This is a genomic window from Methanosphaera sp. BMS (assembly GCF_003268005.1).
Taxonomy (GTDB): domain Archaea; phylum Methanobacteriota; class Methanobacteria; order Methanobacteriales; family Methanobacteriaceae; genus Methanosphaera.
Window position 1 is genome coordinate 2,036,949 of record NZ_CP014213.1, and the last position, 25,552, is coordinate 2,062,500.

22 protein-coding genes and 1 tRNA gene are annotated in these 25,552 nt (G+C 34.2%); 17 read left to right on the forward strand and 6 right to left on the reverse strand.

Annotated features, from left to right (window positions below):
* Positions 1-64: 64 nt before the first annotated feature.
* The 3 genes from dapF to AW729_RS07470 form a co-directional block, all read right to left on the reverse strand.
* Positions 65-943, reverse strand: a complete 879-nt coding sequence (gene dapF, locus AW729_RS07460; protein ID WP_204355175.1) for a diaminopimelate epimerase — start codon at positions 941-943, stop codon at positions 65-67.
* Complete coding sequence (gene lysA / locus AW729_RS07465; RefSeq protein ID WP_112124521.1) at positions 940-2,229, reverse strand: diaminopimelate decarboxylase; 1,290 nt, start codon at positions 2,227-2,229, stop codon at positions 940-942. The genes dapF and lysA overlap by 4 nt, the downstream gene beginning before the upstream one ends.
* Before the next feature lie 159 nt (positions 2,230-2,388).
* Positions 2,389-2,464 (reverse strand) — tRNA-Arg (locus tag AW729_RS07470).
* Positions 2,465-3,039: 575 nt separating this feature from the next.
* On the opposite strand from AW729_RS07470, the gene AW729_RS07475 reads away from it, so the two are divergent.
* The 10 genes from AW729_RS07475 to AW729_RS07515 all read left to right on the forward strand — a co-directional run bounded on the left by AW729_RS07475 (position 3,040) and on the right by AW729_RS07515 (position 14,478).
* The gene (locus AW729_RS07475) at positions 3,040-3,483 is read left to right on the forward strand and encodes a hypothetical protein (protein ID WP_112124522.1); all 444 of its coding nucleotides are present in this window, start codon (positions 3,040-3,042) and stop codon (positions 3,481-3,483) included.
* Positions 3,471-3,614: a hypothetical protein gene (locus tag AW729_RS11300; protein WP_162685845.1), complete on the forward strand. Its 144-nt coding sequence runs from the start codon at positions 3,471-3,473 to the stop codon at positions 3,612-3,614. Before AW729_RS07475 ends, AW729_RS11300 begins: the two co-directional genes overlap by 13 nt.
* A gap of 10 nt (positions 3,615-3,624) precedes the next feature.
* Entirely contained in the window at positions 3,625-4,080 is a 456-nt protein-coding gene (locus AW729_RS07480; RefSeq protein WP_112124523.1) for a hypothetical protein, read from the forward strand.
* A 170-nt stretch (positions 4,081-4,250) separates the two neighbouring features.
* Positions 4,251-5,900: a dihydroxy-acid dehydratase gene (gene ilvD, locus AW729_RS07485; protein WP_112124524.1), complete on the forward strand. Its 1,650-nt coding sequence runs from the start codon at positions 4,251-4,253 to the stop codon at positions 5,898-5,900.
* A 135-nt stretch (positions 5,901-6,035) separates the two neighbouring features.
* Positions 6,036-6,443, forward strand: coding sequence for a signal peptidase I (locus tag AW729_RS07490; protein WP_236951276.1), 408 nt, complete (start codon positions 6,036-6,038; stop codon positions 6,441-6,443).
* Between the two features lie 17 nt (positions 6,444-6,460).
* Positions 6,461-8,143 carry an arginine--tRNA ligase gene (gene argS / locus AW729_RS07495; protein WP_112124526.1) on the forward strand — a complete coding sequence of 561 codons (1,683 nt, stop codon included), beginning with the start codon at positions 6,461-6,463 and terminating at the stop codon, positions 8,141-8,143.
* A gap of 333 nt (positions 8,144-8,476) precedes the next feature.
* Positions 8,477-11,110: a PEP/pyruvate-binding domain-containing protein gene (locus AW729_RS07500; protein WP_112124527.1), complete on the forward strand. Its 2,634-nt coding sequence runs from the start codon at positions 8,477-8,479 to the stop codon at positions 11,108-11,110.
* 247 nt (positions 11,111-11,357) lie between these two features.
* Positions 11,358-13,199, forward strand: coding sequence for a threonine--tRNA ligase (locus AW729_RS07505; RefSeq protein ID WP_112124528.1), 1,842 nt, complete (start codon positions 11,358-11,360; stop codon positions 13,197-13,199).
* Between the two features lie 170 nt (positions 13,200-13,369).
* A complete protein-coding gene (locus AW729_RS07510) occupies positions 13,370-14,146 on the forward strand; it encodes a ParA family protein (RefSeq protein WP_112124529.1) in 777 nt (258 codons plus the stop codon).
* Positions 14,146-14,478: a hypothetical protein gene (locus tag AW729_RS07515; RefSeq protein ID WP_112124530.1), complete on the forward strand. Its 333-nt coding sequence runs from the start codon at positions 14,146-14,148 to the stop codon at positions 14,476-14,478. Before AW729_RS07510 ends, AW729_RS07515 begins: the two co-directional genes overlap by 1 nt.
* 68 nt (positions 14,479-14,546) lie before the next feature.
* On the opposite strand, the gene AW729_RS07520 is transcribed toward AW729_RS07515, so the two are convergent.
* The gene (locus AW729_RS07520; protein ID WP_112124531.1) at positions 14,547-15,674 is read right to left on the reverse strand and encodes a radical SAM protein; all 1,128 of its coding nucleotides are present in this window, start codon (positions 15,672-15,674) and stop codon (positions 14,547-14,549) included.
* A 108-nt stretch (positions 15,675-15,782) separates the two neighbouring features.
* Here AW729_RS07520 and AW729_RS07525 point away from each other — a divergent pair, with 108 nt between their 5' ends.
* From AW729_RS07525 to AW729_RS07540, 4 genes are all read left to right on the forward strand, one after another.
* Complete coding sequence (locus AW729_RS07525; protein ID WP_112124532.1) at positions 15,783-16,340, forward strand: LemA family protein; 558 nt, start codon at positions 15,783-15,785, stop codon at positions 16,338-16,340.
* A gap of 218 nt (positions 16,341-16,558) precedes the next feature.
* Positions 16,559-18,235, forward strand: coding sequence for a DUF2207 domain-containing protein (locus AW729_RS07530; protein WP_162685846.1), 1,677 nt, complete (start codon positions 16,559-16,561; stop codon positions 18,233-18,235).
* Positions 18,236-18,367: 132 nt separating this feature from the next.
* A complete protein-coding gene (locus tag AW729_RS07535; protein WP_112124534.1) occupies positions 18,368-20,122 on the forward strand; it encodes a DUF2207 domain-containing protein in 1,755 nt (584 codons plus the stop codon).
* Between the two features lie 329 nt (positions 20,123-20,451).
* Positions 20,452-22,227: a DUF2207 domain-containing protein gene (locus tag AW729_RS07540; protein WP_112124535.1), complete on the forward strand. Its 1,776-nt coding sequence runs from the start codon at positions 20,452-20,454 to the stop codon at positions 22,225-22,227.
* Positions 22,228-22,294: 67 nt separating this feature from the next.
* Here the strand turns inward: AW729_RS07540 and amrS are convergent, their stop codons facing one another.
* The gene (amrS, locus tag AW729_RS07545; RefSeq protein WP_162685847.1) at positions 22,295-23,248 is read right to left on the reverse strand and encodes an AmmeMemoRadiSam system radical SAM enzyme; all 954 of its coding nucleotides are present in this window, start codon (positions 23,246-23,248) and stop codon (positions 22,295-22,297) included.
* Positions 23,249-23,275: 27 nt separating this feature from the next.
* Positions 23,276-24,286, reverse strand: coding sequence for a thiamine-phosphate kinase (thiL, locus tag AW729_RS07550; RefSeq protein WP_112124537.1), 1,011 nt, complete (start codon positions 24,284-24,286; stop codon positions 23,276-23,278).
* A gap of 580 nt (positions 24,287-24,866) precedes the next feature.
* Here thiL and AW729_RS07560 point away from each other — a divergent pair.
* The 3 genes from AW729_RS07560 to AW729_RS11305 are packed head-to-tail and all read left to right on the forward strand — an operon-like array spanning position 24,867 to position 25,529.
* Complete coding sequence (locus tag AW729_RS07560; protein ID WP_162685848.1) at positions 24,867-25,172, forward strand: nucleotidyltransferase domain-containing protein; 306 nt, start codon at positions 24,867-24,869, stop codon at positions 25,170-25,172.
* Positions 25,165-25,368: a HEPN domain-containing protein gene (locus AW729_RS07565; protein WP_162685849.1), complete on the forward strand. Its 204-nt coding sequence runs from the start codon at positions 25,165-25,167 to the stop codon at positions 25,366-25,368. Before AW729_RS07560 ends, AW729_RS07565 begins: the two co-directional genes overlap by 8 nt.
* The gene (locus AW729_RS11305; RefSeq protein WP_162685850.1) at positions 25,365-25,529 is read left to right on the forward strand and encodes a hypothetical protein; all 165 of its coding nucleotides are present in this window, start codon (positions 25,365-25,367) and stop codon (positions 25,527-25,529) included. The genes AW729_RS07565 and AW729_RS11305 overlap by 4 nt, the downstream gene beginning before the upstream one ends.
* The last annotated feature ends 23 nt before the right edge of the window (positions 25,530-25,552 follow it).

The window sequence follows — 25,552 nt, forward strand, 5'->3', positions numbered from 1 at the left end:
TTACTATATTTATTTCAATATAAATGTATTTTATCTTTTAAAAAATAAAAAAAATTATTGGAGGTTATAATTCAACATTCATCTTTGCTTCATAAACTGTTATGGCTTCTCCTTTCATAACGGCCGTTAAATAATCTCCACAATCCGTTACCGTAATATCCAAGTCACCGCCTGATAGGTGAGCATGTACATGTTCGTTGAGCAATCCCTGTTTATATCCTAGAAGTACACAACTGGTTGTACCTGTACCACATGCATAGGTAAATCCTGCTCCACGTTCCCATGTCAATATGTCAATCTCTTCAGGACTTAAAATATTTACAAAGTGAACATTAACCTTTTCAGGAAATGCTTCATGACATTCTATACGTGGACCATAAAAGTCAAGGTTAATATCATCAATATTTGTATCTGTAAAACATACTGCATGAGGGTTTCCAACACTTACCGCACTCATTCTTATCTTTTCACCCTCAACATCAACCTCTTCATCTATAAATTCCGTAGTATTACCGCTAGGTGCAACGGCAGGTATTTCTTCAGGTATGAAAAATCCTTTTCCCATGTCTATTTCAATGTCTTTGACAGTATCATCTACAACGGTTAATCTTGCCTCTTTTATATCTTCCATTGTCTCTATTTTCATTACATCCTTTTTAACAATGTCCTTGTCATATACAAATTTGGCAAGACATCTGATACCATTTCCGCACATTTGTGCTTCACTACCGTCACTGTTGAATATGCGGAATCTTATGTCGGCCTTGTCTGACTTACATGCAAATACCACTCCATCTGCACCGACGTTAAATCTTCTTGTACAGATAACTTCACTTAACTTATTTTTTGATTCTTCAGGTATAACCTCATCAATGCTTTCGTCAATTACTATATAATCATTACCCAAAGCATGCATTTTTGTAAATTCTATTTCTTTAATCATTTTAATAACCTTGTTGGTACTTCCTGTCCTATTAATAGGTCGTTGAAGTTTTCTCTTCTTCTTATTATATCTGATTGATCTTTATTTACCAGTACTTCTGCCGGTCTTGGCCTTGAATTGTATTGTGATGCCATACTGTAAGCGTATGCTCCTGCATTTAATATTGCAAGCAAGTCTCCTTCTTCAAGTTTAGGCATAGGCCTGTCTCTTGCAAACAGATCTCCACTTTCACATAGGTTTCCGGCGATGTCTATTTCTTCGGAGTTTTCTTCGTTCATTTTATTGGCTACAACTATGTGGTGGTATGATCCATACATTGTTGGTCTAAGTAGCGTTCCGAATCCACAGTCTACCCCTGCAAATTTACGGTAGCTTTCTTTTATGTTGTTTACCCTTGTAAGTAACACTTCACTGTTTCCCACTAGGAATCTTCCAGGTTCAATGTAGAATGATGGACTTCCCATATCATATTCATCTAATTTTGCTTTGAATAATTTGATGATGTCAGTGGTAAACGTTTCAAGGTCCAGCTCGTTTTCTGTAGGTTCATATGGTATACCAAATCCTCCACCGAAATCTAGGAATTTAAAGTCAATACCAACTTCCTGGTGTACACGACCGGCTATGTCCATCATGGTTTCTACTGCTAACATGAAGGGTTCTGATTCAAGTATTTCTGATCCTATGTGTGAATGCATACCTATAGGTTTAAATCCTAAATCTATAGCTTTTTGATATACTTCCACGGCTTCATCTTCCCTTATACCAAATTTACTTTTTGGTCCACCTGTGATACAGTGTTCATGATGGCCTGCTTCAACCATAGGATTTACTCTTATTGATATTTCTTTACCTTCGCTTCCTTCAATTTTACTTAATCTTTCCAGGGCTGAAATACTATCTAGGTTTATTGTAACACCGGTTTCATGTGCATATTTTAATTCTTCGTTTGTTATGTTATTTCCTGTATAAACAATTCTGTCCGGTGTAAATCCTGCAAGTAATGCGGTGTATATTTCACCAGGACTTACTGCATCAATGTAGCTTCCCTCATCGAGTAATATTTTTAAAACGGCTAATGATGTATTTGCTTTAGCTGCATAACACATGTGTAGATTTTCATATTTGCTGCTGAATGCCTGGTATAATTTTTTGTAATTATCCCTAATTTTTTGTTCATCAATCACATATAATGGTGTATTATATTTTTCTGCTAAATCATTAGCATCAATATCACCTATCATAAGATGATTGTCTTTTGTTTTTAAATTAAAATCGTATGTCATAATATTGATTCCTTAATTAGTTGATTATTATATTAGTTTAAAAAAAATAGTATTCACATACTCAAAAAAAGTTCTTTTTTAATAATATGATTTTTATCTTTAATATAGTTTTTCTTATTTTTTTTCATTTTAAAAAAATGATGTTTGAAAATGATATTACGAGCCCGGGGGGATTTGAACCCCCGACCTTGGGATCCGAAGTCCCACGTCATAATCCTGGCTAGACTACGAGCCCAATTTAAAAATAGTATTCTTATATAACAATATATGTCATAGCTTATATAATTATTTTATTGATTTATTATTTTGACTAATTCACCATATTATTGTTTATAAACTTATTATTTAGATATATGTCCTTGATTTAATAAATAACATTATTAACACTATTGTTTTTTCAAAAGTTTCATATGTATCATGCATTGTCTTATTTAAGTAAATTAAGTCATTTAATCATTTTTCCTATGAATGTTATCTTGACTGGATAGTGTCAACATCTGTGGGTATGAATTTCATATTACAATTTAGTTATAAAAGTATGAAGTTAGGTTTGATGTTATAAATTTCTTTTTTATCGCCCCTCGCGGGCGTACTTAAAAAAAATAGCTCATAAATAGGTTTATATAGTAAAAAGGAGAGATATTATATTATGAAATTCGAAAATAACTCTCCTATTAATATTTATGAATTACAACAATATAAACTTGACGGTTATTTTGATGAACTACATGAACAGAGTAGCCGAAAAGAATATATAGAAGATAAAATTGAGAAATTAGATTCTAATTTAATAGTCTGGAAAGTAATAATATGTATCATTTGAAACAGAAACGGGTTTATTGTCCTGAATGTTATTCTAAATATATAAATGAAAAAGGATACTACTCTAGAAGTTTATTACTTATGGATTATGGTCTTGTTGATTGTAAAATTAAAAGATATAAGTGCAAACATTGTAGAAAAGATTTTTCAGCAGACATTTCTTCTATTGTAAAACCTAATTTTACCGTGTCAAATGAAGTAATGAACATTGTAGAAGAATATTACTCAATTGACTTTACAAGTGTTAGAAAAATCAGAGAATTCTTTGAAAAAGTACATGGGATCAATATTTCCCATCAAGAAATTCAAGACATTCTAGTTGATTATCATATCCATTTTAATCCAAATATCAAAGAATACTCAGGATATTATGCATTTGATGCGTTATGGATAAAAATAAAAGAGATAATGATAAATACGTGTTTTTATTAGCATTAGTAGATGTATGTCACGATACTATTGTAGCTTATAAAGTTGTAGAACATGAAACGGAAGAAGAAGTACTGAATTTTCTCAAAGAAGCCACATCAAATCAAGATCGAATAGCCATTACAACAGACTAAACCAGAATATATGTCCCCCATCAATGCTTTAGGATTTAAACATCAATTTTGTAAATTCCATTTTAAACAAAATAACAATAAAATTATTAGAAAATACGTTAAAGATAACAATCTACCTATTGAAAAAATAAAAGAATGTAAAAAGTTTTTACCAGAATTATATGAAATATATGAAGTAGAAACTCAAACAGAAGTAGAAAAAATCGTGAAAAATCTTAAAAAGAAAATAAATGAGTTTCCAGAAGTTATTCAATATATTATTAATGAAAAATTAGCACCTTATTTTAAAAACTTAACATATTTCCTTGAAAATACAAAAATCGAAAGCACAAGTAATATTATTGAAAGAATTTTTGAAGATCTTGCTCAAAAGCATGTGAAGAAATATTATAAAACTTTAAATGGATTTTTATCAAGATTTAACTTAAAATTAAAGCGATGGGATGAGAGAAATGCGATTTACTAAAATGATGTGAAAATATCCACACATCTTGACACCACCCTTGACTGAAGTAAATATATTTTAACTTAAAATGACAGATAATATATAGTGTAATGTTATAATTTAATTATTATTAAAATTACAAAGCATTAGAATTATATGATAATCGATAAATTTACAGGACATGATTTTTAATGAGAAGTGACAATATTAAAAAAGGAATAAACAGAACTTCCCACAGGTCTTTACTTAGAGCTTGTGGACTAGATGATGATGACATGAAAAAACCATTTATCGGAATAGCAAACAGTTATACTGATATAGTACCGGGACATATCCATTTAAGGGGATTGGTTGATGTTGTTAAGGAAACAATCCGGGCCGAAGGTGGAGTTCCATTTGAATTCAGTACAATGGCCGTATGTGATGGAATTGCAATGAACCATGAAGGTATGTATTTTTCCCTTCCGTCAAGGGAAATAATAGCAAACACGGTTGAAAGTATGACGATGGCACATCAATTTGATGCGTTAATCTTAATGCCTACCTGTGATAAGGTCGTACCTGGTATGCTTATGGCAGCTGCCAGATTAAACATACCTGCAATTGTAATTACCGGTGGACCAATGATGCCCGGTAAATTCCATGGGGAAATAGTTGACTTCATCAACGTAACAGAAGCGGTAGGTGCAACCCAATCTGGTAAAATGTCAGAAGAAGATTTGTACGAACTGGAAAGATGTGCTTGTCCGGGTGCAGGTTCATGTGCAGGATTATTCACGGCAAATACCATGGCATGTCTTACGGAAACATTAGGTATGAGTCTTCCTGGATGTGCAACGGCTCACGCAGTTAGTGATAGAAAAGTTGAAATAGCTAAACAATCCGCCAAGGCCATATTCAAGTTATTAGAAAAGGATATTAAACCACAGGATATAATGACACAGCAAGCTTTTGAAAATGCAATCATTGTAGACTTGGCATTGGGAGGGTCAACCAATACAACCCTACACATACCGGCAATAGCTCATGAAATAGCCGATCTTGATGTAAGCATTGACTTATTCGATAAGTTAAGCCATGAAGTACCATACATTTGCAGTATACGTCCTGGTGGAAACAATCATATGATTGATGTTGAAAACGCCGGTGGTATTCCTGCGGTAATGAAAAACTTGGAATCCAAACTACACACAGATTGTGTTACATCAACTTCAAAAACCATACGAGAAAATCTTGAAGAAGTAGGTGACATAAACTATGATGTCATTCACACGATTGATGACCCTGTACGTACTGAAGGGGGAATAGCAGTTTTATATGGTAACATAGCACCAAACGGCTGTGTAATAAAACAGGGAGCCGTTAACAAGGACATGCTTGTACATTCAGGTCCATGTAAGGTATATAACTCCGAAGAGGAATGTGTAACTGCAATAGAAAACGATGAAATAGTCGACGGCGATGTGGTTGTTATAAGATATGAAGGTCCTAAGGGTGGTCCTGGTATGCGTGAGATGTTAAATCCTACAGCAGCCATAATGGGACGTGAATTATATCATGTGGCACTAATTACCGATGGAAGATTCTCCGGTGGTAGCCGTGGACCATGTGTAGGTCATATATCACCTGAAGCAGCAGAATTCGGACCAATTGCAGCCATAGAAAATGGTGACGTGGTATCAATAAACGTACCGGAAAGAAGCATAACACTTGAATTGACTGATGAAGAAATAGAAAAACGTTTAGCTGACGTAAAACCGGCAGAACGTAACTTAAAAGGATGGTTAAGACAGTATCAACAATTGGCTACATCCGCTGACAAGGGTGGAGTACTAAAATAGATGGAATAATATTATTCCATATATTAATATTTTGGGGGTGTGTTCTTGTCAAAAAAACGTAAAAACAGGGAAAAAAGGCAGAAAAAACAAAAGCAACAAGAGGCAAATAAAGACAATACTAGTTTAGCAAGGGAGATAGCTAGTTATGCAATTATAGTAATAATAGCGGTATTGCTAGCGGCACATTTAAATGTAGTTGTTTCAGGTAGTATGGAACCGTCATTTTATAGGGGAGATATAGTAGCTACAGTTAATACAAATACCTATGGAATACAAGAATTCAACCCGGAAACTGATGTGAATGAAGGCGATGTTGTAGTGTATAATGCAACGTGGTATAAGGAACCTGTAATACATAGAGTGATAGATGTCCAGATGATTAACGGATCGAAATATTTCACAATAAAGGGAGATAACAACAATAAAGAGGACCCGTACCTTGTTCAGCCAAGTCAGATACGTTCAAAGGTAATAACTGTGGGGGGACATCTTGTTGTAATTCCAAAGATAGGATATGTTACTTTGTTATTTAGAGGTCTATAATTTCATGGAGGTAAAAGATGTATTCAAAATTAAAATTAGAAATAATAGAGTGTATAGAAGAAGCTTTAGTAAAGATGAAGATTAAATTGGATGATGAATTAGTATTGGAACAGCCACCATCACCTGATATGGGTGATATATCAAGTAACGTGGCATTCTTATTGGCACGTAAACTTAAGAAGTCACCGGTTGAAATAGCTGCAGAAATAAAGGATAATATACAATTGCCGTTATATTTCAAGAAAGTTGAATGTCAGGGTCCATACTTGAATTTCTTTATTGACTACACGTTATTTACCACTAAAATTCTTAATTACATAGATAAGGGTTATGGTGAATTACCTGAAAAGGATGAGACGATACTGCTTGAACATACCTCGGCGAATCCTAACGGTCCGTTACATGTAGGACACCTGAGAAATGCCATTCTTGGTGATTCATTAAAAAGGGTGCTTCAGCATGCCGGTTATAAGGTTGAATCACAGTACTACGTTAATGATATGGGTAGACAGATTGCCATTATAGTATGGGGTATGGATAAGTTCCATTTCAAATTGGATGAGGATAAGAAAATAGATCATGCCATAGGTGAAGTATACTATAAAAGCAATAAAAAGCTGGAGGAAAACCCTGATTATAACAGTCAAATCGATAATATACTAAGAAAATATGAGGAAGGTACTGATCAAAAGTTGATTGACTCCTTTGAATCTGTCGTTGAACATTGTCTTGATGGTATTAAACAGACATTAAAAGAGTTAAACATTAAAATGTCATTATATAAATGGGAAAGTACATTCCTAAGAAACGGTTCTGTGGACGATGTGCTTGAAAAGCTACAGCCATTTACCATCAAAAAGGACGTATTGTACCTGCCCCTTGAAAATTATGGCATAGACAAGGAGTTGATTCTAAGACGTTCAAACGGTACAAGCTTATATGCTACAAGGGACTTGGCATATCATCAATATAAAACAAAAAACAGCGACATTACTCTTGACATATTAGGTGCTGACCATAAGCTGGCTGCCAGTCAATTAAGTCAAGCATTAATATTAAGCGGTAACCGGGCACCTGAAGTGGTATTCTATGAATTCATAGATTTACCTGAAGGTTCAATGTCCACAAGGCGCGGAGTATTCATATCGGTTGATGAATTTATAGAAGAATCAATCAATCATGCCAAGGATGAATTAATCAGTCGTGATTTGGGCTTAACCGATAAACAGATTGATGAGGTATCAGAAAAAATTGGTGTTGGTTCAATAAGATTCTATATCAATCAGATATCACCTGAAAAAAGCATCACATTCAAGTGGGAAGAGGCATTGAGCTTTGAAAGGGGTTGTGCATCCATTCAATATGCCCATGCAAGAGCATGTAAATTACTCAATAAATCTGATTATGATGAGTATGAGGATGTAAGATGTGATTATAAATTGGAGGCTGAGGAACAGGAATTGGTACGTGAATTGGCAAGATTCACGGAAGTTATCAGACAATCGGCTAAGGAATACAGGGTACATCATTTAACCGAATATACCTTATCATTATCCAAGGCATTTAATAAGTTCTACAAATCACAGCAGGTTATTGGTTCAGATCATGAAAAGGTTAGGTTAAAACTTGTCGACGCTAGTAGAATAACACTCAAAAACTCCTTGAAATTACTTGGAATTAAAGCTCCTGAATACATGTAGTGATATTATAATCATTTACATCATCCTTTTTTTATTTTTTGTCATTTTTTTTATTTTTTATTTTTTTCTCGGAATCATTTTATTTTTCATTATACGTCGGAAGTATACTTCCGTTATATATAAAACAATATATATTATTTTCACATTTTTATTTAACTTTTTTTAGAATTTTTTAATTTCCACTATATGATTTCACACACTTTTAAAAATAATATTGTATATTTTTAATCATTATTATTAAAAATTATTCAATAACTATTTATATTAAATTAAACAAAAACACAAAATAACTTATAAAATTGTATAATAAATGAACAATATGGAGTTAATATCATGGTAGCATTTGAAAGAACAAAATGTGGTATTGAACAACTGGACGAAACCTTGGATAACATACGATTAGGAGACAATGTAGTTTGGCAGGTATCCAACCTAAAGGAGTTTTCATACTTTGTAAATCCATTTATCAAACAAGCATTAAATGATAAAAGAAATCTCATATACATCCACTTCGGAAAACATGAACCTATTATACCAATGACAGAGGATGATATAAATAAACTAAAACAGGAAAAAATCAATTCAACCACTGAATTTACAATGATAAAACGAAACGGGATAAAAATTTACGATGTAGACCCGAAACAATTCGAATCATTCACCTTGGAAGTACACAACATCATCAAAAAAGAGGGATGGGATGCATTCTACGTATTTGACTGCTTATCGGACTTGCAGGAAATATGGTCAACAGACTTGATGATGGGAAACTTCTTCAGAGTAACATGTCCATACCTATTTTCACTCGATACAATAGCATACTTTCCAGTAATACGAGGAAAACACTCATTTGAAGCAATAGCAAAAATACGAGAAACAACACAGTTATTCTTAGACATATATTCAAATAATAATGATGTATATATCCATCCAATAAAGGTATGGAACAGATACTCAAAGGAAATGTTTTTGGGACACAAATATGATCTTAGAACAAAAGAGGTAACAGCACTAACCGATGGAATGGAAGTAAGTAAATTTTACAAGGTAATCAACTCATCCAACATGAATGAACAAAATACGGATAGTTGGGAAAGATTTTTTACAAAAACAGAACTTCTGCATGAGAGTGGAGTAGACATATCTGACAAATGTGACATGATGTGTAGCATGATGATGGCCAAAGACAAAAAGATGTCGGACAAAATCAAGGAATACTTTGACTATGAGGACTACATGGCCATATACAATAGACTCGTCGGAAGTGGGATGATAGGTGGAAAGGCATGTGGAATGCTACTTGCCAGAAAGATAATAGAAAAACAGAAACCGGAAATATTTGCTAACTTTGAACCTGACGATTCATTCTACATCGGCTCAGACTTGTTCTACACATACATAGTATCCAATGATTTGTGGAATATACGCGTAAAACAAAGAAGTAAGGAAGGATACTATGAAGCAGGTAAAAAATTGGAAGAAGGACTTAAAAACGGAACATTTTCAGATGATATAAAGGATAAGTTCATAAGAATACTTGATTATTATGGACAAAGTCCTATAATAGTCAGATCAAGCAGTTTTCTTGAAGATGGATTTGGAAATGCATTCGCTGGAAAATATGAGTCAGTGTTTTGTGTAAACCAGGGAACACTGGAGGAAAGATTAGCGGCATTTGAAGATGCTGTAAAAACAGTATATGCCAGTACAATGAACATATCCGCACTTGAATATAGAATATTAAACGATTTGGATGATAAGGATGAACAGATGGCATTGCTTGTTCAAAGAGTATCCGGATCATATTATGGCGATTATTTCTTCCCAACAATAGCGGGTGTAGGATTTTCATATAGCCCATACTCTCCAACGCCCGGAACAAATCAAAATGATGGAATGCTTAGATTGGTAATGGGATTGGGAACAAAAGCGGTTGACAGAACACAAAAGGATTATCCGAGAATAATAAACCTGAATAAGCCGCATGCAATAGACCGCCCCGATATTGCCGAAAGACACAGGTACTCACAACATTACTTGGACGTGCTTGACATAAAAGACATTTCAATACATGAAATTGCAGTTGATGAGGGATTAGAGGTACTGCCAAGATATGGAAAAAACACGGTTATAGAACATGACTGGGATGCTGAAAGTAGACTAAAGGAAAGAGGCCAGTACAGGGATGTTGTATTTGTAAACTGTAACGGAATAGTAAACAATGACGAATTTATCAAAACGATGAAGATAATACTCAAAACACTGGAAACGGCCTATGACTATCCTGTTGACATTGAATACACGGTAAATATAGGTCAGGATAAGTCATTTGTAATAAATCTGTTGCAGTGCAGACCACTACAGATTTCTACCACGAATGAAACTATTGAAATTCCATCTGATAGGGGAAAAACGTTCTTCCATATAGAATCAGCATCCATGGGTCGATCCAGGATGGAAAACATAGAGACACTGGTATATGTCAATCCACATGACTACTACCAGTACCCATATGCTAAAAAAAGTTCAATAGCAAGAATAATCGGTCAAATCAATGAATACTGTAAAGAAGGTAATAAAAAATCAATGTTGATAGTACCCGGACGAATAGGTACATCATCACCTGAGCTGGGAATACCGGTGGCATTTGCAGAGATAAGTCAGTTTTCTGCAATATTGGAGGAATCATATAGTCAGGTAGGATATGTGCCTGAATTATCCTTTGGAAGTCACATGTTCCAGGATTTAGTCGAGGCAGATATCTATTATGGAGCATTATTCGAGGATGAAAAAACTTTATCCTATAATAAGAATCTTCTCGATGATTTTGCAAATAAATTACCTGAAATCAACACAGAATTGGACGATGAAATCTATGACATGATTAAGGTAATTGAATTTGATGACGAAGACCTTGAATTCTATCACGACATGAAAAAAGATGAAAGTAAATGTATACTACTTTAATTAACCTCCTCTTGTTATTTTTTTCTAAGGATATCCTATAGCTTCTCATGCTATTTGAATAATACTATGATTTTTACAATTATGATTTATTTTTTTTGCAAGTCTCTTATTTATAAAGAAGTTAATATATTATTAACTACATAATATAAATTACTAGATAAAATATTTTTTATAAAGTAATTTTTTATTAATCATTGTATTTTATTTATAATGGAATTATCTACTAAATAAATGGAGGAAAATTTAAATGCGAACGTTAATGATACATTCTGATTATTTACGTTACAAAACTAGAAGTAAAACTAAAATAGCCGAAGATATCGACGATGAAAAAAGAGACACTGGTGTAGATGATGCATTAGTAGCATTTATTGCCGTGGAAAAAGAAGATGAAGAAAATCCAGAAATCATCATAAAAAAATCCGTAAAAGAAATACTAAATGTTCAAAATAAGGTTAATGCTAAGAATATAGTTGTATATCCATATGCACACCTAAGTTCTTCATTATCCAATCCGGATGTAGCTCAATTGATATTAAAAGGTATTGAAGCAGAACTAATATCTAATAATGAAGCAGTAATGAGAGTACCGTTCGGATGGTATAAGTCATTTGAATTATCATGTAAAGGACATCCATTATCAGAGTTATCAAGAACAATCACAACGGAAGTTGATGAAGAAGAAGATGAAGTTGAAGAAGAAAAACAGCCATCCAAATTCTACATATTGGAAGAAGACGGTAAACAATATGATGTCGATGACTATAACTATCAAAACAAAACGTTAAAACAGTTAGTTCATCATGAACAGGGTCTATCACATGAAGATTCAGGTAAACAACCTCCACACGTAAAGCTGATGAAGGAAAAAGAATTGGCCAGCAATGAACCATCAGCTGATGTGGGACATATCAGATGGTATCCTAAAGGAAAACTCGTTAAGGATTTACTGGGTGACTACGTATATAACCTCGTAACAGAAAGAGGAGCTATGCCTGTAGATACACCTGTAATGTATGACTTGGCAGATCCCGCTATAAGAGAACATGCAGCTAAGTTTGGTGAAAGACAATACAGGTTAAAAACAAAACATAAGGAATTGATGTTAAGATTCGCATGTTGTTTTGGAGCATTCAGAATAATGGCGGATTCATTTTTAACATGGAAAAACATGCCTGTAGGTATATATGAATTATCACAACTAAGTTTCAGATTTGAAAGACAGGGAGAAGTGGTTGGTCTTAAAAGACTAAGGGCATTTACAATGCCTGACTTCCACAGTGTATGTTTGGATGACAATCACGCCAAAGAAGTCTTTGAAGGACAAGTCGACATGTGTGCACAGACTGAAACAGACTTAAACGTACATTATGAAGTAGCCTTCCGTGTAACGGAAGAATTCTATGCTGAAAATGAGGACTGGGTTAAAAAAGTCGTTAAGCAAAACATTAAAAAACCAGTACTTCTTGAAGTTATTCCTAAGATGAAACACTACTGGAATGCAAAAGTCGACTTTGCAGCTATTGATGATTTGGGCAGACCTATAGAAAATCCTACTGTACAGATGGATATTCAAAGTGCCAGAAGATTCGGAATCACATACCTTGATGAAAACGAGCAACAACAGTACCCTACCATATTACATTGCAGTCCAACAGGCAGTTTGGAAAGAGTAATCTGTAGTCTACTCGAAAAGACATCCACAGATAAGGGAAATAAACCATCACTTCCATTATGGTTATCACCTACACAGGTTAGAATAATACCTGTTACAGATAATCACTTGGAATATGCTGAGGATGTATATTGTAAATTAAGAAGATTAAACGTCCGTGTGGATGTTGATGACACTGCAGAAAGATTAGGTAAGAAAATCAGAAATGCCGGTAAGGAATGGATTCCATACACCATAGTTGTAGGTGACAATGAGGTGGAAAACAATTCCATAACAGTCAACAGACGTGACGATGACAGTAAACAAGAAGTCACAGTCGAAGAATTGGCCAATGAAATACACACAAAAACTGATGGAATGCCATTTAGACAATTACCTTTACCTTACAAAGTATCTAAACGTGTAAAATTCTAGGATTATTAATTTATTCCTCTATTTTTAATTTTTTTTGCTTCGTTTGCTTATTCATTTATTCTATTCTCTACTGTTTTTATTATAACTTTTAACTTATAACTTTAAATATTAGTTTCATGATAAATATTAATAATCAACAATTATTTTAATACTAATTTAGGAGATATTCAATGACAGAAGTTATTACAATATTAAATCAAAAGGGTGGTTGTGGAAAAACCACTACAGCAGTAAATCTTGGAGCTAGCTTAGCAAAACTTGGTAAAATGGTATTGGTTATCGATATGGATCCACAGGGTAATGCAACTACCAGTATGGGAATTGAAAAAAATCAGATTGAGACTACAATATATGACCTTATAACAGGCAAGTGTACATTAAACGAATGCATATATCAGACGGAATTGGAAAATTTACACAGCCTACCAAGTAACATATCATTAAGCGGGGCTGAAGTGGAGCTTAGTAAGGAAATAGGTTATCCATACATCTTGAATGAAAAACTGGAAAACCATGTAGATGCATATGATTACATATTCATCGATGCCCCTCCATCCTTGGGAATATTAACATTAAATGCCCTGGTGGCATCAGACAGTGTTATTATACCAATACAGGCAGAATTCTATGCTTTAGAGGGAATGCTTGACCTATTGCAAACAATCAAGTTGGTCGAGACAAGACTTAAAAGTCCATGTCCTATAAAGGGTATATTAATCACCTTATATGATGGCAGAACCAGACTGGCACGTGACGTTGTTTTCAGTGTCAAAGACTTCTTTAAAGATGAAGAACACATATTCAACACTAGAATTCCTAGAAATGTTAAATTGGCCGAAGCACCAAGTTATGCTCAGCCTTGTATCTTATATGATCCAGACTGCAGCGGAACAAAAGCATACCTGAAATTGGCTAAGGAGATTATTAAATTGGAAGGTGAACAGTAATGGCTGAAAGTGCATTAGGCAGAGGATTGGATGCTTTAATTCAAAATCAGGATGATAAGAAAACAACCAGAAAGGCAAAAAAGGCAAGTAGAAAAAACAAAACATCTAATGATTCATTCATGGTTTTGAGTCAGGAAAAGATTGATGAAATCAAACAGGAAGTATCTGATAATCCTAGAATAAGTTTATGGTCTGTTAAATCAGCATCAACATTAAGATACCTTAAAAAAACAGTTCCAGAATTTAGTATTAGTAACGAAGCTTCAATATTACTGGAAGAAGCTATCAGTAAGAAATATCCGGAAATATGGGAATTATTTGATGAAGAATAACTCTCATTTAAATTTTTTTTAAAAATCCACTATTTTTTTTTAATTTAATGATTAAACACATTTTAGGATTATATTAACGTGCTTTGATAGGCTTTTCCCGTTTTTACGAATATTTTGCATTTGTTTATGTTGGCTCCCAGGTCTTGGAGCTGTTTGAGGCTTGTAATCTTTTTGTTTTCTTTTTGCATGTGTGTTATTCTTCTTGCCGACTTCAGTCCAATGCCGGGTACTCTTATCAATTCCTTGTATTTGGCGGTGTTAACGTCTATTGGATATAGGTCCATATTCTCGAGTGCCGCCATGTATTTTGGATCTTCGTTCAGGTTCAGGAATCCATCGTCGTCAAGTATCAAATCATCCAGTTTATAGTTGTACTGTGTAAAGAGATATTCTGCCTGATATAATCTTCCCGTTCTACGTATGTCCGGTTGCTCGTGATTTTCCAGCGGTGTACCTTCCAGTGGCTTGAAGCTACTGAAGTAATTATACAAGGTGTCATATTTATTGGATAGTTTATAAACCTGTTTTAATATGTCTTCATCGCTTTCCTCATTTGCACCTACAATTATCTGGGTGGTATGTCCACTGCTTGCAAGGTTATGGTCACGTCTATGCAAGTTACTTATCCAGTCAAGCCTTTTCAAAATATCCTTGTCATAATTTTTTGTACTTGACAAGTCACCCAGACCATCCTTCGTTGCGGCCTCAAGGTTTATGCTGACTCTGTCGGCCAACTGCATTGCATGTTTTATATGATCCTTGCTTGAGCCGGGTATGATTTTCAAGTGAACATAACCCTTGTATGAATACTTGTTTCTTAGAATGTGCACGGCTTCAATCATTTCTTCCATTGTGGTGTCGGCATCCTTAATGATGCCGGAGCTTAAAAACAATCCTTCCACACTATTTTTATTGTAGAAGTCCATGTATATTCTTGCCAGTGCATCCGGACTTAGCCTTGCCCGCTGATAGTTATGTGCCTTGCAATTGGTACAGTATGCACAGTCATTGTTGCATTGATTTGTAAGCAGCACCTTAAAAAGGGGTACCTCCTGGCTGCCACGCTTTGCATAGTATATCCCATTTTTGATTTTATCTGTTTCTTTGAGTACATTGTCAACGTTATAGTTGACATAGTTACACCTGTCATAGTATGCCGCGTCGGATAACAATTGCAAATCCCTATATGTACTCATACAAAATCACTTCTTATAAATTTGGATAAAGTTTTTATACTAATATAATGTATAATATTAATTAATTATTTAATTTATTACTTTATAAAAATTATGGAGGTATAAAATATGAGCATGATTTTAATCATAATAATAGTGGTAATAATTCTTATCATTGTGGGAATTATCATTAAATTCTATAATAACCTTGTAAATGCTAGAAATAGGGTTAAAAATGCTTGGAGTCAAATTGATGTACAACTCAAAAGACGTAATGATTTAATTCCAAACATTGTGGAAACTGTTAAGGGTTATGCCGGACATGAAAAATCAACATTTGAAGAAGTCACAAAGGCAAGATCAAGTATCGCCAATGCTACAACTGTTGAAGAGGTAGCACAAGCAGATAACCAATTAACAGGTGCATTAAAAAGCTTATTTGCAGTAGCAGAAGCTTATCCTGAACTTAAGGCTAACCAGAACTTTATAGAATTACAGCAGGAGTTATCTGATACTGAAGATAAAATATCCTATTCAAGACAATTCTATAATGACACGGTACTAAAATACAATAACCTATGTGAACAATTCCCAAGCAATATAATTGCAGGATTATTCGGATTCAAACAGTCCGAGTTCTTTGAAGCACATGAAAGTGATAGGGCTGTACCTAACGTACAATTCTAGATATTCTTTCAAACAATTTTCCTTTTTTTGTTTTTTATTATTTTTGATATTTTTACTTATGACTGTCGTTAATTTTAGCTTTTAAGTAAGCAAGGATGATTTCAACACATATTCAATAGCATTCTTTTTTTGATAACTTTCCATGCAATATCTCTTCTTCATTAACTATAATTAATTATTCATATAAAGATAATATTATCGCTTTAAGGATGTTAATCATGAGTACTTTTAAATTAAATACCATCATTAAATTGTCAAGTATATTCATCATACTTCTGTTATTATTAACACCCATATATTCTATTGGAGAAAATGATGAAGTACATGCATATACAGTCCCCGTCGTGGTGAACTTTATAAACATCAGTGATGATGGACAATGCTTTTATAGTGATGAAGTGACATACACCCTGGATGAATCCGGCAACGTGGTATATTACACAATCGACAAGTCATCAAATGAGGTCATAGACAACATATCACTTGAATGTGAAGGCATTTACTATGATATCAACATAAACGATACTAAAAATCATACCAATATTAAACTATCATTATATACGGATGAATCCAAGAAAAATAAGCTCACCAACAGAAGCGTAAAAATAATATATCATTATACTAGCATAAACGCAGTAGATTTATACAATGACGTCGCGGTATTCAACTATACTCCATGGGCTGATTCAACAAGCACGGTCTCAAAGCTTGAAACATACATAACATATCCTGCCACACGTGATGACATAAAAATCTATGACAACCCTCCATACCTGATAAGCAGCCATTCATGGGTAAATAAGCATAGGTATGAGACAAGATATAAGCAAATATCACCGGATTCCAATCTAACTCAAGTAGTGCTAATGCCAAATGATGCATTCAAGTCAAACGAATACACCAACAATATAAATCAACTGCAGAAAGAGGAAATAACAAAAAATCAGGATGATTATGCAAAAGACGTGGCATTCAATAACACTATGGGATACTTGCTCATAGCGATATCTGTACTGTTAATGCTGACGCCACTTGCCATATCAATCAACTACTTCAAAAAATCTGGCGTAGATGATGCCGGTCATGATGCTATCTTTGATTTAAATGATAGCTATATTAAGGCCAACATGATATTGAATGATAAAAAGGATACGGTTAATGCTGATGCATTATATGCAACGATATTGGAGCTAGTAAACAAGAAATTAATCAACGTGACACACAGTGATGATGAATTATTCATACGAATAGCCAAAGATAAAGACAATAACCTTGAAGATCATGAAAAAATCTTATACGATGCATTGTCCGAACACATTAACAAGCAAAAAGCACTTAATGAAATATACAATGGCATTGATAAAACGGAAGTAAACAATCTCTATGAAAAATTCAAACAGGTATGCAAAAAAAGTTATTCAATAACAGAATATTTCACCGATAAAACATCCAAATTATTGAAATACTATTCATTTACGACAATAATATATGTATTGATAGCATTCATCTTGATAAACATGTTAAAACCTGATGTTCCAATATTTACGTGGACATTCAGATGTCTGATAGTTCTTATTCCAATAATAATATTTGCCTATGTAATTTCATCAAAAATAAGCAATAACTGGAACAAAAATGGCCGGATTCAGCACCAACATTGGAAGCAATTCGAATCTTATTTGAATGATTACAGTAAAATAGAGAACAATCCCCCTGAAACAGTTTCAAATTGGGCTGATTATATAGTATATTCGGCTACATGTGGGGTTGACCTGTCATTCAGACAGAACATGATTAGATACATCGACAAACACAATAGGAAAGAACTGCTTGATAATGATTTGATAAAGTTATTCTACCATGATGCAAACAGAAGCCTGTATCTGGTAGATTAAACCATACTATTTTTTTCAATTAATATTTTTGATTTTACATTACTGATTCATCATATAATTTTTAGAAAAGATTATATATTTATATAATTATAGTATCTTATTATATGATAATAATCCAATTGGGGGTATTTTATGAATAATAAAATAAGGAAGCTTTCGGTACTTCTTGTAATCTCATTATTTCTACTGTTGCCGGTGGCATTTGCAGATGATGGTGATTATACCATACCAGAGGCTACTGTCAACGTATACCTATCTGATAATGGAACGACAATCTTTACAGAAAGCATTACACAGGATATAGAAGGTAGCGTTAATGGGGTATACAGGGAAATACCATTAGCATCCGGTCAAAGCATAAGTGATGTTGAAGTGGAAACTCCGGGCTATTATAACACGCCCGAGATAATTACAAACAATGACAATGTAAGAATAAAGGTATGGCTGTATAAGGACGCGGCCAAGACACAGAAAATCTATGATGAGAAGGTAACGGTTATCTACAAGTATAAGTTCAATAAAGGAGTTAAGATGCATAATGATGTTGTTGAGTTACAATTTAAGCCATGGGGAAAACAGTGGGATAGCAGGGTGGATAAACTAACCACATACATAACAGTTCCAAACAGGGAAGGTGTTCAATATTGGAACAATCCATCTGATTATGTTGAAGAATCCACATGGATAAACGACACAACACTTAAGACGCAGCTAAGTGACATACCCTCACACACTGAATATGAACAAAGACTGATAATGCCGAAGTCATACTTCAAGCCGGGTGATAACTTCATAACAACCGGCCTGGATGCCAAAGATCAAATAATAAAGGATCAAAACAAGTACGCCTCTGATAGGGAGTTTCAAAAGACTCTGGGCTCAATTGTAAATTCAATACTTGGATTATTGTTATTTGTACCCCTTGGTATTTACGCATTGTTCGGCAGAGAACCAAAGATTGACTATAAAGCCGAGTATGAATATGACACGCCAACAGATGACTCGCCATTATTTGTAAATAACGTGGTGGTGGGTGATGTAGGTGAATTTGATGTAAACGCATACAATGCCACCATACTGAATCTGATTGAAAACAAGTATTATAAGATTATAGCAAGCAATAATGATGACACGATAATAAGAAGAACAGATAAGGACATAACAGGTCTTAAAAAGTATGAATTGGACATAATCAATTTCCTTAAGAAATTTGAAAGAAACGGGGATATCTCATTCAATCACATCAAGGACAGCTGTGATCCTACGGAGTATACTGCTTTCATATCCGGCTGGAAGGAAACGGCCAAAAGTGAAATATCCCAGCAGAAAGTGGACTCCTACTTTGAAGATAAAGGCTCGGACATTCTTAATCTTATAAGCGGATTCATGGTAGTGTTGGCCATAATACTGTTTATATACACAATGTTTACGGATTCATCATTCTTCAATATAATTATCGTCATACTGCTGTTTGTTGTTGGGGTAATGTCATTTTCAATACCTAACACATTCGCTGGAAGATGGACACCTGAAGGAAAGACATTCCATGACAAGTGGAAAGCATTTGAAAATTACGTAACCGATTACAGTATGATTAAGGATTATCCTCCCGCATCCATACAGGTATGGGGCAGATACCTTGTTTATGCAACAGCCCTGGGTTGTGCTAAGGAAGTATCGGACAACATGTTCAAGTACTTTGAAAGCGTTAATGTAAATGAGGATTACCTATATCAATCAGATATAGTCTGGTTTACGTATTATGGCGGATTAAACAACATGACCTCGTCATTTTCACATCTGGAATCGGAAGCTAACTCATCATCATCTGGTGGAATATCATCAGTAGGCGGAGGATTCGGTGGAGGTGGAGGTGGAACCTTCTAAAATCCACCCATATTTCCATTTTTTTGTTACTATTTTTATTTAATTCTATTCGTATTTAAACAGTCTTTTTAATCATATTTTCATAAATGGGAGTATGTGTAATTTAGTTTAATCTGATGCTATTTATTTTTCCATAACTAGCCTAACAAATTCTTCAACGTATCTTTCAAGGTGAACAATGAAATATCACTGCTTTGAAAATGACAACATCTGTAAACAATTTTATAAACATAGACACAATACACAACATAATTATTTATTTTCAGAAGTGAATATATTAAATCAACAAGTATATCTTTACTTAATAAACAGGAAACGGAGGGCTTACGATGAATAATCATATTAAAAAATCTATATTGCTATTGTTAATCATATTGTTCATTACAATTCCACTATCCTATTCATCAAGTTCACAGTACTCCTTGGATAACGTTAACAAGGACATAGTGATAAAGGATGATGGTGCATGTGTTATAACGGAGGATATATCATACAATATACATGATAATATAAACGGTGTCTATAGGACTATACTACTATCCGGTGCTCAAAGCATTGACAATATATCAGTAGAGACACCCGGCTACTATAACACCTTGGAAGTAGTCAATTCAACAAACAACGTCACATTGAAGGTATGGCTATACTCCGATGAGGCCAAGACCAGACAGGTAAATCCAGGCCTTGTAAGGGTAATCTATCATTATAACTTCAACAAGGCAGTTAAAGTATATAATGACGTAGCTGAATTCCAGTACATGTCATGGGATAAGTACTGGGATACGGACGTTGATAATCTAACCGAAAGTATTCACATACCCGGCAGTAATCGGGAGGTTGAGTACTGGAACAATCCGCCACACAGCGTAAATGAAAGTACATGGACAACCGACAACACGCTTACAATCAAATTCAATAAGATGGACTCAAATCAGCAATCCGAACAAAGAATACTAATGCCAAAGGATTACATAAAAAGTACACAAAACGCTGATGTAATAAACAAGGATGCTAAAAGTCAGATTGAACAGGATCAGCAGTCATACTTATTCAAGGAGTCTATCGGTGATAACTTCGGCTACATCGCCGCTATAATTTCAACAGTACTAATGGCCATACCATTGGCCATATATCTAAGGTTTGGCAGAAACAAGAATTCAATATATCATAATCAGGAAGAAAGTCAGATACCAACAGATGATAAGCCATTGCTTGTAAACATGCTTCTAAACGGTCAGGTCGGCGAGGTCAACGCTGACGGATACAACGCCACACTACTTGACTTGATAGACAAAAAATACTTTAAGCTAATACACTCGGACCAAACAGATACGATAATACGGCCAACAGATAAGGACTTGTCCGGTCTAAGAAGATATGAACTTGACGTATACGACTATGTATTATCCTTTGGGGATGAAAATAATCATATCTCATTCAAGAATATGCTAGCTGATTCCTCGTCATTTTCAAAGTTTATGAACGCTTGGATTATCGATACATCTCATGAATTCTCAAGCCTTGATATAAGAAGATATTATGATGACAAGGCCTCAACATATACTGCATATTGTAGTTATGCATCATTTGTAATAGCTATAATACTGTTGTTCTTGGCAATATTCGTCTTCAAGGGAGGACTTACCAATCTGATAGCAATAGTCTTTGCCGGATTGTTGCTTGTAGTCTCTGTAGTGCTCTTTATTATGCCTAACACTATAATGGGATGTTGGACAAAAGAGGGAAGCATATTCCATGACCGTTGGACTAACTTCAAGAAGTACCTCCTGGATTACAGTCTTATAAGGGAGCGTCCACCGGCATCCATTCAGGTATGGGGTAAGTATCTGGTCTATGCCACAGCCCTCGGATGTGCAGATGAGGTACGTCAGAACATGATAAAGCACTTTAACCAGACGAATGTGTCAAGTGAGATGCTGACAGATTTACCTGTACTGTATCTTGCCAACAACTATGGATTTGGACACATGTTCTATTATGGAATACCCGGTCATATTGACACGCCCGATATCGGCGGATCATTCGGTGACATCGGAGGTCCAGGCTCCGGCGGATTCGGTGGAGGTGGAGGTGGAGTATTCTAGACTCCACTAAAAATACTTCAATCCCCAATTTCTTTTTTTAAAAATAAAATCATAATCATTTATTGCATTATTCGAGTATGATATCCGTTTTATGATTGCAGTTTCTGCATGCATTCTGTCTGCTTATGTTTACTTTAACGTTGTAACCTTCACGCTGTACAAGAAGGTGTCTGCAGTTTCTGCAGTATGTATTGTCCTTATATGATGGAGATGTATTTCCAGGATAAACGTATTTCAAGCCCAGATACTTTGCCAAGTCCAATGCCTTATCAATTGTCCTGTCCGGTGTTATTTCAACGTCCTGCATCTTAAACTGCGGATAGAATCGTGTAAAGTGCAGTGGAATATATGTTGATACTCCTTTGACATAGTTAATAAGTTCTCGTATACTGCTTAAGTCGTCATTGTATCCGGGAATAAGCAGGTTTGTTATCTCCACGTGGACTTGATGTGAATGGTAGAATTCAATGGCATTCAAGACATGTTCGACTCTGCCATGACAGATTTTCTTATAGAAGTCATCATCAATACCCTTAAGGTCAATATTAACGGCGTCAACATACTCGACCAGATTGTCCAGGGTTTCTTGGCTGTTGTATCCGTTTGATACGAGTATTGTTTTAAGATTGTTTTGTCTGGCTATTTCAGCGGTTTTAATTATCCACTTTGGATGTATTGTTGGCTCGTTGTATGTCCATGATATGCTGGGGGTTTTCTTGTACTTTGCCTGTCCCACTATGTCGGATGGTGAGTATTTCTGTGTAAATACGCTTTTAACATCACTTGGCTGAGCTATGTGGTGATTTTGACAGTTTAAACATTGGAGGTTACAGCCCACTGTGCCCACGGACAATGTTTGTGTACCCGGTAAAAAGTGGTATAACGGCTTTTTTTCTATTGGATCTACCGCTACGCCACTGGTGTAAATCATGTTTTCGTTATCAAGTGTTGGTTTTTGTCCACATATTGTATTGTTGTTTATGTTGCAGTGATTTGGACATATATTGCAAATGTTACTCATAGTCATTCCTTCTATTGTTAGATTTTTTTATAATTCTTTCAGGTGTTCATATCCTTTTGGTGTTATGGAAATCTTTTCAGAGTCCTTGGTCATGGTAATTTTGCCGGTATCATCGCATTTACCTATGATAAAGAGTTTGTCTGTGAATATTTCCTTGTATTCATTGTATTTGTCGGAGTCTAATGTCATAAGTAATTCAAATTCTTCGCCGAAGTGTAGAATGTAGTCAAGAATACTTTTTCTGTTGTGTTCTGCTATTATTCCCAAATATTTCTCATGGGGTATGTCATTATAATTTAAGTCAAAACCCATATTATAATTTTTTTCTCTTAGCGTATAAAGTTCCAATGCCAGACCATCTGTTATATCGGTCATGCTGGTTATCATATCGGGATAGCTGTTGAGTAATTTAAATGTATTCATGGGTAATGCAGGCTCCACTATGCTGTTTATTAACTTTTCTTTAACATCATATGGAATGTCCATGTCATCATATATCAAATCCAAACCTGCAGCCGGACTTCCAAGTTCACCTGTAACTGCTATAAGATCTCCTTTTTTAGCACCTGATAATAACTTTAGCTTATCGTCAACTACTCCAACAGCCGTGGCCGATAGTATTATTTCACTGTTTTCATTTATGTCTCCGCCTATCAACTTGACATCATACTCTCGGCACTTGTCAAGTATTCCGTCGGTCAGTTGATCAAATTCATCCAGGCTCATGGAGCTAGGCAGTGCCATTGATATTAGTATGCTGTTACAAATGGCGTTATTTGCCATTATGTCACTTACATTCACGGTCACTATTTTTTCTCCCATCTGATAGTGTGTCATATTGTGTGGAAAGTGTGTGTGCTGTATTAGCATGTCACTGGACAACACGGTATATTTGCCAGTATTTTCTATTAAAGCGGCATCATCATGGTAGCTTTTGTATATGATTGAATCAGTATCATTTAATGACTTATCCCTTTTTTTAAGAAAGAATTTAATCAATTCCCTTTCACCAATTTGGGATATCTTTTTATTGTTCATATTATTATTTATTAAAATTAGTTTTAAAAAATGTTTTGGGGGGTGAGTTACTTATTTGGGATTAGAGGTTAGGATTTACCCTTTCGGCTATAATCTCAACTATTGCATCATCAGCACCGATAGGTTCTGTGTATATTATTTCACCATCAAATTCAACTTTTTCCACAGACATAATACCTATCTTAGTTCACCTCCATATATTCACTGAATAAACATAATCCATAATATCTAACAAAATGTTCGAAAAATAAACATTCATAACAGTCCCCTATTATAAAGACATAAAATATGATGTAATTATATTATTATATTATTCATAGATACTATATAAATAAAATGCGAGCATCTATATAAGTATTCAAAGGGGAGTCATGATAAGTAATAATAATTATTTTAAAAGGATAACTAAAGCAGATACTAATAGATAGTAAGTTTATAAAAGTATTACTCAAGAGTGAAAAAACATAATTTATGCCAACACTCTAAATTTAAAAAAAATGATAATATATAAATATTGAATAATTCATAACATAATAACAATAATATAGAATTCATGTGTTAATATTCAAGTGGTGAGATTGTGAATGATAGGATTAAAATTGCAAATGATTTTGCTAAAAAAATTAAGTCGGATAACATCGATAAAATAATTCTATTTGGATCTGTAGCTCGTGGAGATGATACAGAAGATTCTGATATAGATATTTTAATAATATCTGATTATTATCACGAAATTGAGGATATTGTTGCAGATGAGGTAGTAAATACAATTCTGGAGTATTATGAATACATTTCAGCACAAATTATGAGTAATGAACATTTTGAAAAAACTAAAAATTTTTCATTTTTAACAAATGTATTAAATGAAGGTGTTATTCTTGGATGAATTGGAAGAATTTCATAAAAAAGCCGAAAGAAAATTAAAATCAAGCAAATTATTATATGATGCGGGTGATTTTGCAAATTCACTAAGTTTATCTTACTATGCAATGTTATTAATGTCAAAAGCGTTACTGGTAAAAATTGGTATTACTACAAATAAACATTTTGGAATTATCAAAGAACTAAGTAGAACTATGTGAAGACAGGTAAATTAGATAATAAGACTTATAAGTATTTAACCAAAACACAATCATTAAGAAATCAATCAGATTATGAAGCAATAGATGATATTACTGCAGAGATTGCTAAAGAAATTAATCAAGCACGCGAATTCATAGATGTAACCAAGGAATTATTATAAATTAGAGAATTAATCAAAATTCT

Excerpts from the sequence above, each read along its gene's own strand:
- AW729_RS07480 (WP_112124523.1), top strand. The coding sequence starts at position 3,625 with ATGTCCCCCATCAATGCTTTAGGATTTAAACATCAATTTTGTAAATTC.
- AW729_RS07500 (WP_112124527.1), top strand. The coding sequence starts at position 8,477 with ATGGTAGCATTTGAAAGAACAAAATGTGGTATTGAACAACTGGACGAA.
- AW729_RS07520 (WP_112124531.1), bottom strand. The coding sequence starts at position 15,674 with ATGAGTACATATAGGGATTTGCAATTGTTATCCGACGCGGCATACTAT.
- AW729_RS07530 (WP_162685846.1), top strand. The coding sequence starts at position 16,559 with ATGAGTACTTTTAAATTAAATACCATCATTAAATTGTCAAGTATATTC.
- AW729_RS07475 (WP_112124522.1), top strand. The coding sequence starts at position 3,040 with ATGTATCATTTGAAACAGAAACGGGTTTATTGTCCTGAATGTTATTCT.
- AW729_RS07525 (WP_112124532.1), top strand. The coding sequence starts at position 15,783 with ATGAGCATGATTTTAATCATAATAATAGTGGTAATAATTCTTATCATT.
- AW729_RS07540 (WP_112124535.1), top strand. The coding sequence starts at position 20,452 with ATGAATAATCATATTAAAAAATCTATATTGCTATTGTTAATCATATTG.
- AW729_RS07535 (WP_112124534.1), top strand. The coding sequence starts at position 18,368 with ATGAATAATAAAATAAGGAAGCTTTCGGTACTTCTTGTAATCTCATTA.
- ilvD (WP_112124524.1), top strand. The coding sequence starts at position 4,251 with ATGAGAAGTGACAATATTAAAAAAGGAATAAACAGAACTTCCCACAGG.
- AW729_RS07505 (WP_112124528.1), top strand. The coding sequence starts at position 11,358 with ATGCGAACGTTAATGATACATTCTGATTATTTACGTTACAAAACTAGA.
- AW729_RS07510 (WP_112124529.1), top strand. The coding sequence starts at position 13,370 with ATGACAGAAGTTATTACAATATTAAATCAAAAGGGTGGTTGTGGAAAA.
- dapF (WP_204355175.1), bottom strand. The coding sequence starts at position 943 with ATGATTAAAGAAATAGAATTTACAAAAATGCATGCTTTGGGTAATGAT.
- amrS (WP_162685847.1), bottom strand. The coding sequence starts at position 23,248 with ATGAGTAACATTTGCAATATATGTCCAAATCACTGCAACATAAACAAC.
- AW729_RS07515 (WP_112124530.1), top strand. The coding sequence starts at position 14,146 with ATGGCTGAAAGTGCATTAGGCAGAGGATTGGATGCTTTAATTCAAAAT.
- lysA (WP_112124521.1), bottom strand. The coding sequence starts at position 2,229 with ATGACATACGATTTTAATTTAAAAACAAAAGACAATCATCTTATGATA.
- argS (WP_112124526.1), top strand. The coding sequence starts at position 6,461 with ATGTATTCAAAATTAAAATTAGAAATAATAGAGTGTATAGAAGAAGCT.
- thiL (WP_112124537.1), bottom strand. The coding sequence starts at position 24,286 with ATGAACAATAAAAAGATATCCCAAATTGGTGAAAGGGAATTGATTAAA.